The organism is Grimontia sedimenti, assembly GCF_011045095.1.
In the GTDB taxonomy this organism is placed as follows: domain Bacteria; phylum Pseudomonadota; class Gammaproteobacteria; order Enterobacterales; family Vibrionaceae; genus Enterovibrio; species Enterovibrio sedimenti.
In genome coordinates, this window is record NZ_JAALDL010000001.1 from 223452 (window position 1) to 240535 (window position 17084).

The 17084-nt window shown below is 50.4% G+C and carries 13 protein-coding genes and 1 pseudogene; 13 read left to right on the top strand and 1 reads right to left on the bottom strand.

Annotation, left to right across the window (positions count from 1 at the left end; all coding sequences use genetic code 11):
- Window position 1 precedes the first annotated feature (1 nt).
- The 9 genes from G5S52_RS00995 (at window position 2) to G5S52_RS01030 (ending at window position 12869) form a co-directional block, all read left to right on the top strand.
- On the top strand, window positions 2–2683 hold the full coding sequence (locus tag G5S52_RS00995) for a baseplate J/gp47 family protein (protein WP_165011409.1): 2682 nt from the start codon (window positions 2–4) through the stop codon (window positions 2681–2683).
- Entirely contained in the window at window positions 2680–4764 is a 2085-nt protein-coding gene (locus G5S52_RS01000) for a hypothetical protein (RefSeq protein WP_165011410.1), read from the top strand. Before G5S52_RS00995 ends, G5S52_RS01000 begins: the two co-directional genes overlap by 4 nt.
- A gap of 10 nt (window positions 4765–4774) precedes the next feature.
- Window positions 4775–8110 (top strand): DUF6519 domain-containing protein, encoded by a 3336-nt coding sequence (locus G5S52_RS01005; protein ID WP_165011411.1) that lies wholly within the window; start codon window positions 4775–4777, stop codon window positions 8108–8110.
- 15 nt (window positions 8111–8125) lie between these two features.
- The gene (locus G5S52_RS01010; protein ID WP_165011412.1) at window positions 8126–8536 is read left to right on the top strand and encodes a hypothetical protein; all 411 of its coding nucleotides are present in this window, start codon (window positions 8126–8128) and stop codon (window positions 8534–8536) included.
- Window positions 8537–8748: 212 nt separating this feature from the next.
- Window positions 8749–10701, top strand: coding sequence for an eCIS core domain-containing protein (locus G5S52_RS01015; protein ID WP_165011413.1), 1953 nt, complete (start codon window positions 8749–8751; stop codon window positions 10699–10701).
- 134 nt (window positions 10702–10835) lie between these two features.
- The gene (locus tag G5S52_RS01020; RefSeq protein ID WP_205743727.1) at window positions 10836–11468 is read left to right on the top strand and encodes a DoxX family protein; all 633 of its coding nucleotides are present in this window, start codon (window positions 10836–10838) and stop codon (window positions 11466–11468) included.
- A gap of 11 nt (window positions 11469–11479) precedes the next feature.
- Window positions 11480–11728, top strand: coding sequence for a hypothetical protein (locus tag G5S52_RS23610; protein WP_205743728.1), 249 nt, complete (start codon window positions 11480–11482; stop codon window positions 11726–11728).
- A 50-nt stretch (window positions 11729–11778) separates the two neighbouring features.
- A complete protein-coding gene (locus tag G5S52_RS01025; RefSeq protein WP_368737435.1) occupies window positions 11779–12312 on the top strand; it encodes an RNA polymerase sigma factor in 534 nt (177 codons plus the stop codon).
- Entirely contained in the window at window positions 12312–12869 is a 558-nt protein-coding gene (locus G5S52_RS01030) for a hypothetical protein (protein WP_165011414.1), read from the top strand. Before G5S52_RS01025 ends, G5S52_RS01030 begins: the two co-directional genes overlap by 1 nt.
- Window positions 12870–12897: 28 nt before the next feature.
- On the opposite strand, the gene G5S52_RS01035 is transcribed toward G5S52_RS01030, so the two are convergent.
- Window positions 12898–13806 (bottom strand): LysR family transcriptional regulator, encoded by a 909-nt coding sequence (locus G5S52_RS01035; RefSeq protein ID WP_165011415.1) that lies wholly within the window; start codon window positions 13804–13806, stop codon window positions 12898–12900.
- Between the two features lie 405 nt (window positions 13807–14211).
- Between G5S52_RS01035 and dctP the strand changes: the two genes are divergently transcribed.
- The 4 genes and pseudogenes from dctP to G5S52_RS24140 all read left to right on the top strand — a co-directional run bounded on the left by dctP (window position 14212) and on the right by G5S52_RS24140 (window position 17083).
- Window positions 14212–15216, top strand: a complete 1005-nt coding sequence (gene dctP, locus G5S52_RS01040; protein ID WP_002538840.1) for a TRAP transporter substrate-binding protein DctP — start codon at window positions 14212–14214, stop codon at window positions 15214–15216.
- 17 nt (window positions 15217–15233) lie between these two features.
- On the top strand, window positions 15234–15770 hold the full coding sequence (locus G5S52_RS01045) for a TRAP transporter small permease (protein WP_165011416.1): 537 nt from the start codon (window positions 15234–15236) through the stop codon (window positions 15768–15770).
- 54 nt (window positions 15771–15824) lie between these two features.
- Window positions 15825–16433: pseudogene (locus tag G5S52_RS24135) on the top strand (TRAP transporter large permease subunit); the annotation flags it as partial.
- A 119-nt stretch (window positions 16434–16552) separates the two neighbouring features.
- Window positions 16553–17083, top strand: coding sequence for a TRAP transporter large permease subunit (locus G5S52_RS24140; RefSeq protein WP_268895495.1), 531 nt, complete (start codon window positions 16553–16555; stop codon window positions 17081–17083).
- Window position 17084 lies beyond the last annotated feature (1 nt).

Here is a 17084-nt window from a genome sequence, read left to right on the forward strand (position 1 = left end):
TATGGCAAACCATGAACCCCATTGTGGCGCTTGCAGCGGCATTGAAGTGCTGACACCGAAAGCGCCACAAAATACCCAAGGTTTATCCCGAATCGGTTATCGAAGCGGAGAATACCAAGATTTTTACGCCAGCATGACCGCGAGACTCTCTTCTGCCAAATATGGTGCTTTGGGTGTACTGACTTCCCGCGATTCTGGCGATTTTTCTTTGGCCCTCATTGATGCCTGGGCTGCCAGCTGTGATGTGCTGACTTTCTACAACGAAATGTGGTTAAACGAAGCCTACGTTAATACCGCGATGGAAACCGGATCGTTGCATGAAATGGCGATGCTGATTGACTATGCGCCTCATCCTGGCGCAGCAGCGACAGCAGACCTGGCTTTCACCATCGCTGCTGGTGAAGGAATACCGGAAGAAATCACAGTGCCAGCAGGCACCAAAGTGCAGAGTACGCCGGGGCAGGACGAGAAGCCTGTTATCTACGAAACGCTGGAAGACCTGAAAGCGCGGGCAGCTTGGAATGCGATGCGCCCTAAGCTCACTGCGCCTCATCCATTAACCGCATCCACGACCCGTATTCCATTGCCGGGGACCAATCTCAATTTGAAACCGGGCGACGCCGTGTTTTTTGTCTCCGACGATGAGCAGCAGGTCTTTGCAACCATTAACACAGTGAAGCCTGTGTTGGCCGACATCGCCATAGACCCAGATGCGAAAGATCTTACCTGGCTAGACATATCGCCAGTCGGCGAGGGGCCATTGGTTAAGACCCATTCCGGTGCGACGGGCTCCATCACCACAGTATTTGCTGCCGAAGCGGGAGGGTATGTCGATAAAGCCATCAAGGGGAAAGAACTTCGCACCGTACTGATGGAAGAAAAAACCAGTGAGAAAGCCTTCTTTTCCGCGTTGGCGGCACAATCCAAAACCGTCAGACAGGTTCAGGTATTCCGCACCAAAGCGGCGATTTTCGGCCACGCTGCGCCACCACTCGATACGCTCCACTATTCGTTGACGGGGACATCGCCTGTTTTCAAGAAAAGTGGCAGTGATGTGATTGTAGAGGACGTCGTTTCTGGCCCTTACGCCGGGTTGGAAGATGCTCAGTGGGCAGATGGCAAACTGGAGGTGATGGATGAAAGCGCCAACCGCGTTTATCTGGAACGTGCGGTGTCTGAAATCAGCAAAGGCAGCACGGTTGTTCTGAAAGACGGTAGGAAATGGGCGCGTTATAACGTGGCAGACACTGCCGAAACCTCTGCTTCATTCTTCTCTGTCACGGGTAAAAGCTCGCGTTTAACCCTAAACGATGATGATCACTTTGATGATCTGTCCATCCGTGGCACCACGTGTTTTGGTGCCAGCGAATGGATTGATATCGCAGATCCGCCTATCACTGAGCCAATGGATGAAAATAGTATTTCGTTGGAGCTGAACAGTCTGTTTACTGCAGAAGAAGGGCGAAAAGTTATTCTGAAGGGTCAAGCGGATGGGTTCGGGGAAGAGCCTGTGGTGACAACACAGATAATCCAATCTATCACGCATGAAAACAGCACATCTACACTAACGTTCTCCGCGCCGATTGGCGTTGCCTATTTGCCACAAAGCTTGCGCATCCACGCCAACATCGCCGATGCAACACAAGGTGAGTCGGTGGCAGAAGTGCTGGGCGATGGCAGTGCGACGCCCCATCTTGCCTTCACTGCCAAACAAATGCCCCAAACCTTTGTGCCAGCAGCAACGGCGACAGGCGTGAAACCAACGATGGAAATCCGCGTTAACAAGATCCTTTGGAAGCAAGTGCCGCACTTCCTCGATGCTTCACCAACAGATCGGATTTACACGTTACGCATCGATGAAAACGGCTACAGCCATGTGGCGTTTGGTGATGGTGTCTTGGGGGCAATGCCGGGCAAAGGGCAACAAAATATCCGAGCCAGCTACCGTAAAACCTTGGGTTTGGAAGGACGGGTGAAAGCGGGGCAACTTAATCTACTCATGTCCCAACCTTTGGGTTTGCAGGGCGTAAACAATTTACTTGATGCGGAAGGTGGGGCAGACCCTGAAAGTTTCGATGAAATCCGCGTCAGTGCGCCGCTTTCCTGCCGAACCTTGGGACGCGTGGTTTCCCTGACAGACTACGCCGATTTTTCCCGCGCCTATGGCGGCATTGCCAAGGCGACATCGCAATGGCTGCATCTCAGCAATGGGCCTCAAGTTGTGGTCACCGTGGCAGCAGAAGAAGGCGCTCAAGTACCTGAAGGTGGCGATTTACATGATGCCTTGACGGAAGCCTTGGTGGCGGCTGGTGATCCATTTGCACGTTTTGTCTTGCGCAGTTTCAGGCAAACGTTTTTCCGCCTAGGCATCAAAATCAAAGTCAACGAAAACTATCTTGTTGATGATGTAATTTCCCGTGCGGAAAGCCAGCTTCGGGATGCGCTTTCCTTTGAGGCCCGCGATTTCGGCCAGCCGGTTTTTGCCAGTGAAGTGATTGCTTTGCTCCACAAAGTCGATGGCATAGATGCAGTGGTGGTTGACAGACTCTACACCGGAAACACGCCGACACGTCATGACGGCATTGCCGCTCCCGTTGCCGAAATCGTCTCGGGGGAAGTCGTAGGTGCCACCATATTAAGCCTGCACCCTGAAGCGCTTGATTTTATGGAGGCCAGCTTATGAGTAGCTTGTCACCGGAATCCTTATACAACCTCTTGCCCGAGGTTTACCGTCGGCGTGACGAAGAGCAGGGCTATCCGCTCAAAGCGCTGATGGAAATATTGGCTGAGCAGGCAGCGATCGTGAAGCATGATATCGACCGGCTTTACGACAACCAGTTCATAGAAACCTGTGACGAATGGGCAGCACCATATCTGGGCGAGTTGGTGGGTTATCGGTATGGTCCGGAGATCCCCGGTGTCAGCCAACGCGCATCTGCTGCCAATCAGATCCGCATCACCCGTCGTCGCGGCGTTGCCTTAGCGTTAGAGCAACTGGCGACGGACACCACACGCTATCCCGCCAGAGTGGTGGAATTCTTCCGTCTGTTGTCGAGGCCTGAGCATTTGGCAGCACTTCGTCCAAACAATCACTACACATTGGATGTGAGAAACAGCGCCAAGTGCGAATCCATCGGCACAGCCTTTGATTCTGCCAGCTATAGCACCGCAGTGGGTCGGATCAGTCAGGGTGAAGGGCAACATCATTTCCGGAATGTCGGTGTATTCATGTGGCGCCTCACTCATCATCGTCAATCCATTGTGCCTGCCTATCAGGTGGATGCACGACGCTACCTGTTCAATCCGCTGGGGTGTAATACCCAATTGTTCAATCAGCCTATCCCAGAGCCAAATATCAACCATCTCGCCGAAGAAGAAAACCTGCCTGTGGCGCTGAAACGAAGAAGCATTTCAGGTTCGCGTTTGGCGACTTTTTATCCTCATGCTTTTGCGGTGGTGATTGACGGAATTTTGCAGACGGCTGATCAACTCCAAATCTGCAATTTGAGTGATGACGGCGCAGGCTGGGCGCATTCGCCAGTCGACCGTATTTCCGTTGATCCTGAGTTAGGCAGGCTTTCACTTCCGACCTCAATACCCGTGCCCGACACCATCGAAGTGAACTATCACTATGGTGCTGCCGCAGATATTGGTGGAGGGTCTTACCCTAGAAGCGAAGGCTTTATCGTCTTCAATACGCCATCCCAAGAGATTGGTGAAGGCGAAGCCATTCAGCCTGCGCTGGATCTGATTCAAAACGGTGGTGTTGCCGAGATTGGTGTTTCCCATGTGTTCAGCGAAGCCCTGAATGTTTCGGTGAATGCCGACCAAACATTGTCGTTGCGTGCTGCTGATGGGCATCGCGCCTTTGTTGATCTTGATGGCGATGACATGACGCTCATTGGCGGTGAAGAAGCAGAGATTGTCCTTGATGGATTAGTGGTAACAGGTGGACGTTTGCTGATCCCCGATACCGGCGACAACGCACTTCGCCGCTTGGTGCTGCGCAATATCACGCTTGTGCCGGGGCTTTCGTTGGACATTAACGGAGAGCCGACTTCGCCAGAGCAGCCTTCGCTGGTGGTTGAAATTCCCAATGTGACTATTGAAATTGAACGTTCTATTCTCGGCGGAATTCGCACTGTCGAAGGCGCATCAGTCACGATAAAAGACAGCATTCTGGATGCCACATCCAATTTCCGAACAGCTTTCGCTTCTCTTGATGGTACGAGCCATGGCGGTGTGCTGACACTTTGTGAAACCACCGTGATTGGCAAAATAGGTGCCCGCTCATTCCCCCTGATTTCCAACAGTATTCTGGATGCGGCGTTAGCGGAAGGCGACGATTGGACTGCGCCCGTTTGGGCACTTCAAAGACAGACGGGCTGTGCGAGATTTTCCTTTATTCCGCCAGATTCGAGAGTGCCACGTCAGCATCGTTGTCAGCCACAGTTTGCGGCATCAAAAGCAGTGGAAGCAGCAGAAGCAAGAAACCCTGCGCTTTCTGACTCGGCGCGCACCCATATTATTCGGGGTGTTCGCGCACGCGTTGTGCCTGGGTTTACGTCAACCCGATACAACGACCCTGCCTATGGTCAATTGTTGCTTTCTGCTCCTGAGGAAATTCGACGCGGCGCGGACAGTGGCAGTGAAATGGGCGTTTATCACCACCTCTATCACCCGCAGCGGCACGATGCTTTGCTGTTTCGTCTCAATGAATTTCTACCCATCGGCCTTGATGCGGGCTTGATCTATGTGACCTGAGGAGGAACTCATGGCTATAGATATTTCAGGAAAAACGTTTGACCCACGCCATAACTACTCCGAACTGGTGTCAATGCAGGGAAGGGTGGTGTCGGATACGCCACTCAATGAAGGTGCGGCGATTGTGGATCGACGCTTTCGTGCAGAAAGCATTGATTTAGCCGGATTCAGCGGATATCCGGCTCATCTGCCGGACAGTTTCCGGATTGAAATCGCTGGTGGAGAATTGCTGATCCACCCCGGCCGCTATTATGTCGATGGCTTAATGGCAGAAAACTTCGGTCACGGGGAACACGACTTCTATCTGCCATTGGAAGAGTTGCGGAGCTCAGAACCTGTCCATTTTGATGCCCAGCCGTATCTTCCAATCATGGAACCGCTTGAACTGGAAGATGGTCGCTATTTGGTTTTTCTGGATGTTTGGAAACGTCCGGTCACGTTTCTTGAAGATCCAGAACTCATCGACCCGGCCATTGGCGTAGATACCAGCGCGCGGGTACAAACCGTTTGGCAGGTAAAACTCTTTGCTGTGGATGACGGTGTCACCTGCAATACCGATGATGAGGATATTGAAGGATGGGAAGCGTTTACTGAGCCTTCTTCTGCCCGTCTTTCTACCCGTGCAAACCCAGCATCAGCGGTCGATGATCCTTGCTTACTGCCACCAGAAGGCGGTTATCGAGGTTTGGAAAACCGCACCTACATGGTGGCCGTGCATGACACTAATGAAGATGAAGTGCCACTGCTGAAATGGTCCCGTGTTAATGGTGCGTTTGCCGGACGGATCCTCGCACAACCTGCGAACAATACCCTGACGTTAGAGCAGGTAGCGAAAGACGATTACCTCAGATTCAACGCGGGAGATTGGGCCGAAATAACGGATGATGTGCGAGTGCTGGAAGGTAACCCTGGCACCATGGTGCAAATCCTTTCTGTGAATGATGCGACCAACACCGTTGTGCTGACAAACTCTTTGGGCGTTGGCGAAATCATGCTGATGCCCGCATCGAATGCCGCTAATCAGTCTATTCATCCAATACTGCGCCGCTGGGATCAATCTGGCGTGGTTTTGGACACTGACGGTAATGAAATCGTCAATCTGGATGCGCCAGGAGGTGATGGTTTAATCCCAGCACCAGAAGGCACATTCATCGCTTTGGAAGATGGCGTGGAAGTGGCTATCTCGCTGGAAGGTGGCGCCGGAGAATATCACGTCAGCGACAACTGGAGTTTTATCACCCGCTATGCAGACAGCTCGGTAGAAACGCTGAGAGAAGCGCCTCCTCAGGCCTTTCATCACCACTACTGCCGACTGGCGGTTCTGGATGTAGTCGGAGGAGAGTTTGTTGAGCCGATTTTTCAGGATTGCCGTGACCCGATTGGCACCGCTGGCTGCTGTACCGTGGTGGTTCGTCCGGGCGAAGATATTCAAGCCGCGTTGGATAGCCTCTCCCCAGAATTTGGTGGTTGTGTGTGCCTGAAAGTGGGTGTTCATACCATTCGTCGAGCACTCCGAATTCGCTATCCAAACGTGACGCTGCATGGGGAAAGCCATGGCGCACAAATCAGAAACCTTTCCGGTGAATCTGCTATTGCTGTCCGTTCGGACGATGGCAGCGTGCTCGCTGGTATTCATCTTTCTACCGTTTCCATTTTGAATCGCGGCGTGACGGACAAGCCGGAAGGCATCATATCGATAAGAACAGCTCAGGACAGTCTAATCGAAGATTGCCGAGTACAAACGCTCGATGGGAGTGTTCAATCGATTGATAACCCTGCAGTCGGTTTGTTTGATTGTCAGAGGGTGAGAGTCAGCCATTGTCAGTTCGAAGGTTCACCGATCGGTGTCTGGATTGGTGACGGTGGCGAAGATGTCACCATCAACAACAACCTAGTCCGCTTTAGCGCGGAGCAACTACCCGGGTTGATTGGCGTCGCGGTAGCCAGAATTGCCGGTAGGGCAAGGATCATTGAGAATGATATTGACGGCTTTGCCCGTGGTGTTGTCATCAATAACCAGCCTGTGGGACCCGTGTTCTCAACGGCTTCATACAGCGAAGTCAAAGGAAACCGCATCACACTGAGCCGAATGGCCGGTGAGCTTGATGCGGTTGCAGTGGAATCCAACTGTGCATACGGCACGGTGTCTGAAAATCAAATCCTTCTGTTGGCGGAAGAGAGTACGGGCATCATGGTTAGTGGTGTTGGCACCTTGATTGAGCGCAACCGCATCCAAACCGAAGAACAGGTTGAAACCCAAGTCGCAATAATGATCGGCAGTGAGGACGATGAACTCTTTACAGGAGGTATCACCGCCGCGCAAAACTGGATCAGCGGATGTAGTGGCGGTGTGATTGCAGACCAGGTCGTTGGGCTTCGTATCGACAACAATGACATTTCAGGCGACAGAGGCACTGAACTCGCGGTATCTGCCACAGAATGTACTTTGGTCAGCATCGAAAACAACACCATGGTGACCGTCACCTTGGCGGTGTTTGTTAGTGAATGTGAAGACGTTCAAATCAATAGCAACCAAATCCGTGATGATGGTGCCGCGATTTTCTGTGAGCGCTGTGTGCGTGTTGATGTCACCAACAACCAAATCGCGAATTGTACCCATGGCGGTATTCTCGTGTTCCTTTGTATTGCCCGAGCGGGAATTATTGGAAACCGGCTGAATTATGTCGGCGTATCTGGTGCCAGTATTTTTGCTTCATCGATCATGAGCCTGTTCCACCTCGGAGAGTGTCATATTGAATCCAACGAAGTGCTGAACACGGGTGTGGGTCGAGACGAGGTGGTGAATCAGCAAAGAACCGTCGGCATCGGAGCACTGTATGTGCTTGAAGCCCGCGTGGAAAGCAATCTGGTTTCCTATTCTGATTTGCTGACAAGGGAACGTGTTTTGGAAGACCGCGCCTTGTTAATGCAAGGATTAATGGAAATTTCATTCCCTTTTGGCGACAGACGCGTGGTGTTTCTTGGCTATGCCTGTCAGGTAGCCAACAATAAATTCCTTGGCCGTGGTGCTGACACACTGGTGGAAATCCTCACCCGCAGCCTCAGCGACAATATCAGAATGCGTTTCGAACGTGTTCTTTTCAATAACAACTTCATCGAACACGTCGGTACCAACGACGACAACATAGCCAATGGCGCGACAGTCATCCTTAATGGCAGCCAAGCATCAGTGATGGGTAACCACGTCAAATCCGGTACTTTCTTCCTTCCCTCGTTCAACTTCAACGGCATGGAAGGGCCTTTTATTGGCAATGTCGTCCGCGGCTCAATCATCAATCACCCTGAATTCCCTGCGCCTGAGTCTGGCTTCAACACTCAGGCATAACCAAGGAGCGAAATCATGGCAAAGGCAAGCACAGTATTGAAAAAACACCTTTCGCTCATCAGCGAAATGGAAAAGGCGGGTCAACCGAATAACGTGAAGAATCCGGTAGTGAAAACCCGCAATGCCGCTGCGGCCAAAAAGGCAAAGGTTGAAAGTCGTATCAAAGAACTGGAAGAGCAACGTGCAGCGTTCAATAAAAAAATGGATGAAGCGATAACACAAGAGAAAAAACAGCTCGTTGACATAGAGCGGTTCGAAAAGATGGTCGCGGAGCCAGAACAACCCAAAACCGAAGAAAAGCCGAAACCAAAACCCAAGCCTCGCGCACCAAGAACACCCAAGGTGAATACCGATGCGGTGTTAAAAGCGACGACGAAAAGAAAGGTTTCACCGACTACGCCGAAAAGAAGGCCGACGAAAAAGTAGTTTGAGTTAAGACCTTGTCTTTCGCCCCTCAGAAAAAAGTGACGCCGAGTAGTACGCCCAAAAAAGATGCGAAAAGCGCAAATATTCTTTCACGTCGTGGAAGTGAGTTGTTGTCGTCAAACAAAAAGACAACAGCCGAGAACGCGCTTGCCGTTTCTGAATGTACTGGAAGTTCGTTAAGAGTATTGCCAGGGGGTAATGCAACAAAACCAATGAATATGGCTCGGGTGGTTAGGCAATTCAGCAATGCTAAAACACCTAAGCACACTGCTAAGGTTCCGACATCTGTTGCTTCCAGCGTGAGAGGGTTTGGTCAAGCGCTTCTTGAAGCCGCCCAAGAGACCAAAACTGAAGCTGCAATGGAACCGTCATTTCCCGCTGGCTTTAATACTGCGCCCTTATCTTCAGGTAACCCAATTCCTGAAGCAACCCGTGTGCATTTTGAAAGTGCGTATGGGTACGACTTATCTCCCGTTAGGTTGCATCAGGGAGTAAGAGAGCAAAGCGCGTTGCAGGCACTAAACACCGTCGCATTTACGTTGAACGACCATATTGTAATGGATAGCCGGATCAGTCTGGATAGCCATGCGGGAAGGCATGTTCTCGGGCATGAGCTGGCTCACGCCGTGCAAGGAAGGTTGGGAGGTCAATCAACTCATCATCAACCTCGATTGAGTCAGCCAAATTGGCACTCAGAAAGAGAGGCGGAAAGCGCAACGAAAGCCGCTTTAGCAGGTCGTCGATATGATATTCGTCAGGTTGTTGACGAAGACGTCCATCAGATTGCTCCGTGGTTAATTCTTGCTGGAATTGGCTTGGCAGCAGGGCTGGTGACGTGTGCTGTGTCAGACAGTCCAGAAGAAAACCGTCGGCGTCACGCAGCTGGGGAAGAAGATGATTCCCAAAGCCTTTGGGCCTTGGCGCCGATTTACGGATCTATTCAGCAAATTCGCGAAGCAGAGTCCTACTTTCAACGTGTGCTTGGGGTGGGATTTTTAATGCTTGATATGGCGACATTGGGATCAGCAAGTGTGGCTGCAAGAGCATTAATCCGTGCACCGGCTGCGTTAGTTCGCACAGCCTTGACCCGACAAGGGAGTCGGTTAGTGGTTCGGGAAGGCGGAGAAATTGCGACTGAGGCTATGGCACGGGAAGTCGCAGAAGGGTTTGTCCGTGAGGGAGGCGCTGTATTTGCCTCGCGATCTGCTGCATCGGCAGAAATGATGCAAGCTTTACAACGTGGGGCGATGCTATTGGTGACTGAGGGGGGCCTGAATCATGCTGTCATGTACGCGAAAAACGCCGCAGGCCAACTCATTCGTGTTCATGGTGGCCCATTGCGTGTTCTGTTCCATGAAGCACCGCGTGCTCTAGGGCAAGAAGCTGTTGAGAGTCTGGGTCGAAGAGTGAATGCCTATGTCGTGATTGAGGCGGGTGAAGCGGCCGTCGATATTGAACGTGCGACAGGCATAGTGCAAAACAGTGCGCCTGCGATTGTTCGTTGGTTGAGCGGGAATCCTACCAGTTGCGGCATTTTGCAAGGGGCATTGCTGGAAGCTTCAGAACTGTCAGCGACCGCTTTAAGCCGACTAATGCCAGCAGGTGCAACAAGCAGATTGGTGCCAGTCACTATCATGGATCATATGATTCAAAGTGGTGCCGGACTCCGTTTGGTAGAAGGGGGAATGGCGAATGTCATCCGAGGTACCGCAATTCAGGAGTCAATGTTGGTTGCTGGTGGTGCATTGCCCGCTGTTGTGTCGGGTATGGTGGGCTTTTTCGTACACATGGGAACGTACTCACCTGAGGAACAAGAAGCACTGGGAAGACCAGGGGACCCAAGTGGAATGGAACCTCCGGCACCAGCAGCCCAACCTGTTCCTCAGCAGCAAATCGATACGACTGTTGATGTGTATGTCGATGTACTTTCAAGCGCCGATCGCACCGGTCATCGTCGCGTTGTGTTTACGATTCGTCGCACGCAAAGCGAAATTAGCCCAGGATTTGAAAAACTCTCCGAGCAATCGCCGCTGAGTGAACAAGGCGAATCAATGCGGCCCATCATGGCTATTATGGTCGCCAATATTGCGAATGAACCTATCGGTGAGTACCGGATTATCGCAACACGTAACATGATTGGTTGGGGGCTGGAAAGAGGCGAGTAACAATCGATTTGGCGTATGTTTCAGTATCCAGTCTTCCCGCGACAAAAAAATTTCTCCCAAGAGGCAATAATTTCAGTCAGTGATTCGTTATTGGAGTGAAAACAGGACTTTTTACCTTCAACTAGAGAATCAAAATGAATTCAGAAAATACCTTCTTCAACAAGGCGGCATTGATATTACGCCTTGGTCTAGGCACCGTATTTGTCATCGGTGGGTTATCCAAGCTCAGTCTATTACTCTCAAGCACTCACCAAGCGGCAATGGTTGCCAATTACATGGGAACCACTGGCTATATCAACGAGCTGTTTCAGGACTATTTGTTCAGCAACGGTATTCTTACCCCCTGGTTTTTTCTCACTTCGCTCTCCGCGTTCGAGCTCTTTTCCGGTATTGCTTTGGTTGTGGGGCTGATGGTGAGGCCACTGGCGCTTTTCTATGGCCTGCTGCTGTGGACTTTCGTGTTCTCGTTACCTGTGGATACGGTACCGGGGGCTTCAGTGGGTGTGAAAACTTACACTTCACCCGCTATATTCGTCCAAATCCGTGACATTACTCTGTCAGGCTTAATGTTCGTGCTGTTTAACCTGGGTGCAGGCGCGCGCAGTTTAGATAATAAACGTGGCTATATCGTTGAGCAGTCAGATTGGAATTCGTTGGGGCTACTGCTTCGGTTCTCTCTTGGCTTAACCTTTATCGTCGGTGGTTTCTTTGGCGCTTATGCAAAATTCCGACCTTTGCGACCAGTCAGTTGTTGCTTGCATTGGTAGGAGTCGTACTTGTGTTTGGTCGTCCTAAATTTGTCAAAATCGCTGGCGGTGTTGTCTTGGCTATCATGATTTGGTTTATGTTCACCAAACTCAATGTCGATAAAGGTGTTATCGCAAACTTAAATGGTGTTAAGCGGGAATTTGCATTGGCTGCGGCAGGTCTAGTGTTGATGAAGTTAGGGGGTGGTGAACGCTTCACTTTGATTGACCTAATCAACCGTTCCAAACATGTATTTGGCGTATATAAGCCAGTTTCTTGAAAGAATGATTGAGGAGTGAGCCCACCTGTAGTCAACGGATGTTGAAGTAGGTGGGCCGTTTATCTATGTGGAATTTTTTCAGGAAAAGGGAAAGTGAGACGTTTGATGAGGAGCTTCTCAATCAGCTTTATCGGTACGCGTATTCACTTTGCCAAGATGAGAGTCTGGCGTTTGACTTAGTTCAATCCAGTTGTGAAAAAGCTTTGCGATTGAATAATCTCCGCAAGCGCAAAAAGGCCTATTTGATGACCACGATCCGCAATGCCTTCATCGATCAATATCGGAGAAGGCATCTGGAGTTAGTGGTTGAGGCTAACGAGTTAGATAGCGTAATTCAAAACGATTCGCTGACCATGCGTTCGTTGGAAGAGCTGCAAATTGAAAAAGAGAACGTGAAATTGGTGCTTGAAGAACTGTCGCCACAGGAAAGGGAATTACTGTTTCTGTGGGCGGTAGAAGGAAAGACGTTGCAAGAAATTGCCTCATTGACCGATACGCCAATTGGAACCTTGTTATCGCGAATTAGACGGATGAGAAAGCGGCTAGTCGCGCAGTTTGGTCACTTAAATGAGCAGGTGTTGTGATGAACAAAAACAAGGAAACGTTTAAAGATGCGCTTATAGAAGAGTTCGAACAAAAAAAGCTTTCTGAGGCGCAACTGTCTAAGCTCCAGTCATTGGGTAAACCCAACAAGTCACCAGTTCGCTTACTGTCTTCTTTAGCAGCGGTACTACTACTTTGCACCTCGTTGATCATCTTTACTGGGTGGAGTCAGGGTTATCAGCGGATCGCAGCTGAAATTGCCTATAACCATAACAGCCAGATGCAGATGGAAGTGAAAAGTGATGTCTTTGATGATATTCAACATTATTTGAACAGACTCGATTTTTCGCTGATAGCCTCAGAACAATTGCCGGCAAATGTATGGCGAATTATTGGTGGTAGATATTGCAGCATTGATGGGAAGATCGCGGCGCAACTGAAAGTCGAAAACAAAGAAAACGGTGATGTGTATACGCTATATCAAGCGAAACTACCCGACATGCTCGACTCAGAGAAAGAGTTGGACTCCATTGTGGTTGATGGTGTGGAAGTGAAGCTCTGGAGAGAAAACGGGCTACTCTTGGGACTGGCAAAATAAGGTGGTAAGAAGGCGGCAGTTTCCCCGCCTATTTAATGCTAGTCATCTCCGTCATTCCTTCAGAAATGTTATGAATCGCGTGAGATAACGAATCATCGGGCTCTCTATAAAACAGCCTGACTTCAAAGGGGATATTCCATTTCTCATCGCCTGCCAGTGCAAGCTCTCCACGCACCAATTCATCCTTCACAAATGAATAGGGGAGCCAAGCTAAGCCATAGCCGCCGAGCACCATGGATTTTAGCGTGTGGGCGAAGGGGTTTTCATAGCGTCTGTTCAGGTAACACGCTTCTTTGTCGAGCATTTGGTCGATTGATTTACCAAACAAAGACTGATGGGTGTAAGCCACCAAAGGAATCGGGTTATTGGCTTCACCGGGAAGATGAAACATGGCTTGCATGTTGGTTGCCAGGGAGACTGGAACCAAGGTTTCTTGGCCTATCACTGTGCTTTGAAAACGGTTGTCATCAATAGCGTTTCCAAGCTCGTTGTGGGTATAACAAAGCAGGTAATCAACAGACCCATTTCTAAACATTTCTATGCAATCAGCAAGACGATCAGAGGAAAGCTTTACATAAACAGGGCCGACTTCTTTTTCGATTTCATGCATCCATGACATAAAGACGGTTTGAACGATTGAGTTCTGCGCAGCCACAGAAATTTCATTGGTTCGGGTTTTCTTCAATGCCCGGGCAGACTCTCTGGCGAGATGCAGTCGATTGAGGATCTCTTCCGCTTCAATCACAAAAGCTTTGCCTTGTTCCGTGAGTTCCAGTTGCGGAGAGTCGCGGTTCACGAGATCTGTGCCTACCCATTGCTCTAGGGCTTTGATGCGTCGACTGAACGCGGGTTGGGTGACAAAGCGTTCTCTGGCGGCAGAGGTAAAGCTGCTTGAATGTGCCAGACAAACAAAATCTTCCAATAACTTAAAATCCAATATCCCCTCCAAGCCCTGACTGCATGCCTGATTGCGTGTGTGATCTTCGTTCCTTCGAAAGTACGCTTTTCTAAACCTATCAGAAAGTGACGGGTTGGACGGCTTAAAGATAAGAAAATGGCCTATTCACCACTAAATCTATGGATAAGTGTGAAAAGTTTTTCTTTTCTAGACTAAGCGAAGTCTCGTTGTTTAATGCTATGAATTTATGAGAGTTATTTGGGGGCATAACTTTTCGGTATGTAGGGCAACCGAATTGGCATGATGCAAAATTGGCTCTTCTGACCATGCTTAATTGAGTGTTTTTAGCCGCACGCTACCTCGGCGGCCGAAAACCAATATGGATGAATCGCAGCGAATGTCCAGCGCTGCAAATCATGGAAAATCAGACTAGGGAGAAGTCTCATGAAGTACCGCAACAACGTCAGTTCTTTTCTGAAAAGCGCATTAAGTGTCGCCATTGTCGGTGCCTTACCTTTCACCGCTCAAGCGGCAGAAACCATTCGCCTGTCCACTTATGTCAACGAGTCCGACATTCGCTATCAAGGCTTCCAGAAATTTGCAGAACTTGCGGCAGAGAAAAGTAATGGTGACTTGAAAGTTCAGGTTTTCCCATCCGGCACTTTGCATGGTTGGAGCGAAGGTGTCGATGCTGTTCAAGGTGGCGTATCGGATATCAGCTGGATTCCTGCCGATAAGCGTTTGCCATGTTATCGCGTCACTTCGCTGTATCCCGTAGCGATCAACCTTGAAAAACAAATTGAGCTTGATGCTGATTACGCTGCATTGATTGAAGCGGAAGCGGCGAAAGCTGACCTTATCCCTTTGATCAACTCTAACTATTCCTATGATCAAGAGTGGTGGTTTGAAGAGCCTGTATCAGATATCGGTAAGCTGAACGGGAAGTTGGTTCGCTCAATCGGTCCTCTGGTAAGCCTGATGATCGAAACCTGGGGCGGCAAGCCAGTGTTCGTTGCACCCAAAGAGGTGTTCCAGTCCGCAGAGCGTGGCGTGGTTGATGGCATCAACATGGGCGTCGCGACCTACAGTTCATGGAAACTGTGGTCGGTCATGCCCTATATGGTTAACGCCAACATGTTCTACGGCAACATCATCTACATGATGAACAAAGACAAGTTTGATGGCCTGAGTGCAGACAACCAGAAAGCGCTGAAGGAAGCGGCGAAGGAAGCCGAGGCTTGGTTGAAACCACGCTATGAAACTTGGGTTGATGAGCGTGTCGGCAATGCCGTGATGGCGAACGGCGGTTCTGCGGTTTCCATGTCTGAAGAACGTACCGGTGAGCTACTTGCAGGTATTCAGGAGAAATGGACACCGGAAGTAAATGGTGCCTGTGGCGTGCCACTGGCTGACAAAGTCCGGAGTTTGTTTGCTGCGCACAGCGAATAACTAAAGAGGTGCGCAGTATGAAATCAAACCTGTTAAAGGCTTTGAACTGGCTATCTCTAGCGTTGCTCTACTGCGGTGCCGTAATCGTGCTGATCCAGGCTGTCTGGATCAGCTACGGTGTTGGAGTTCGCTATATCCTCGACTCGCCAGATGGCATGGTGACAGAAGCTACCGCGCTCTTGTTGGTGCCCGTAGCATTTCTCGGTATCTCGTATGCGCTGCTGAATGATGCTTATCCCAAAGTAGGGATCGTGCGCGACAAGCTACCCGCGACCCTGCAATTTTGGGTCGACAAGCTGAACATGTTGGTGATGTTGCTGATTGGCGCTTTCTTCTTTACTGCATCAGCGAAAGCCATGTTCAAGTCGATTGATTCCGGTGCGGCATCCGAAATTCTTCTCTGGCCGCGATTCTATTTCTGGATTCCCGTCGTGTTATCCCTGTTGGTTTTCTGCCTGACAGCAACGTATTTGCTGCTCGCTGGCAGACCACCTCGTAAGCCGCAAGGAAGAGCGGCGACGGATGACGCTGAACTCAGCCAAAACAAACAATAACAAGGAAGTGTTATGGAATGGTACGTAGTTGGGCTAGGTATGCTGGGCTTGTTGATGGGGTTCATCATCATTGGCCTGCCGATCCCCTTTGCGCTTGCCGCTGCATCAATCCCGTTTTTGCTCGATATATTAAGCCTGAAATCCTCTTTGGTCACGGTAGAACTGAAACTGTGGGGCGTGTGGTTTGACTACATTCTTCTGGCGGTTCCGCTGTTCGTTTTCCTTGGTGAATTGATAGGCCGCTCCTCGATTGGTCCCAACCTTTACTGGTTTATGCACAGTAAGCTGCCGCTACGCGGTGCTGCGGCTTACGGAAGCATCGGTGCGTGTGCAGGTTTCGGTGCAGTGTGTGGTTCGAGCATGGTCGGCTCGCTCACTATCGGTGGTGTTGCCCTGCCGCAAATGCTGAAGCTGGGTTATGGGAAACGCCTGTCGAGCGGTGTGTTGGCTGCAGGGGGGACGCTAAGTGTTCTGTTGCCGCCGAGCTTGATCTTGCTTTTCTATGGCATCGTGACAGATCAGTCCATTGGCTCGCTGTTTATTGCGGGTGTGGTACCCGGATTGGTATTGGTGACCATGTTTTTCATCATTGTCGCGGTGTGGGGGAAGGTTGCACCTCAAGATATTCCGGGACAAGAAAGCATTCAGCCGATCCCTTGGCTGGTGGCGCTGTCCGCACTGACGCCCGTGATGATCATCGGCTTAGTCATCACCATCTCAATCTATGCCGCATCGCGACGCCAACAGAAGCGGCGGCGGTTTCTTCGGTTATCACCCTCCTCATGGCATTTTGCTTTGGTGGCCTTCGTTGGGATGGCCTGCTCGAATCCCTCAAGTCTACGATGCAGACCATGGGTTACTTGGGCTTGCTGCTGTCATCAGGAGTGTTATTTGGCTTCGTGATGACCTACCACCAAATCCCACAACAGTTTACCCAGCTGTTCGTTGAAATGGATTTATCACCTTACGCCGTGCTGGCAATGATTGTGGTCTTCTACATCATTCTCGGCATGTTCTTAGAACCTGTCTCCATGACTTTTATCACTCTGCCAACCCTGTTCCCATTGGTGCATGCGGCCGGCTTTGACCTGATTTGGTTTGGGGTGGTTTACACCATCACCATGGAGATAGCAGTACTGACACCGCCTGTCGGGCTCAACCTCTTTGTTATTCAGAGTCTCGCGAGAGATGACGTGACCATTGGGGATGTGATCGTTGGCTGTGTTCCATTTATTTTCGCGCTTGTGATTTTGCTGCTGTTGTTGGTCGGACTGCCTGACACAGCGCTTTGGCTCCCTGAGTTAATGGAATAAT